The sequence below is a fragment of the Bacillus hominis genome (assembly GCF_018332515.1).
Classification (GTDB): Bacteria; Bacillota; Bacilli; order Bacillales; family Bacillaceae_G; genus Bacillus_A; species Bacillus_A hominis.
Map to the genome: position 1 here is coordinate 1 of NZ_BOQD01000616.1, position 222 is coordinate 222.

A 222-nucleotide genomic window follows, 5' to 3' on the forward strand; every position below is an offset into this window, starting at 1 on the left:
AGGTTCAATTTCTTATTAGATAAGAAATTGAACCTAAAAATATGTCTTATTAACATTTGTATGGAAGTAATTTTACAGTGAAAGTTGTCTTTTTATCATCACTATATACTTCAATTGTTCCTTTATGCAATTCGACAATACTTTTTGCAATTGCTAATCCGAGCCCAGATCCACCGGTGTTTGTCGATCGTGATTTCTCCACGCGATAAAAACGTTCAAAAA

1 protein-coding gene is annotated in these 222 nt (G+C 32.0%); it reads right to left on the bottom strand.

The window, feature by feature from the left end; genetic code table 11:
* Positions 1–49: 49 nt before the first annotated feature.
* A partial coding sequence (locus KI356_RS27640; protein WP_238486260.1) for an ATP-binding protein occupies positions 50–222 on the bottom strand: 173 nt, incomplete at its 5' end.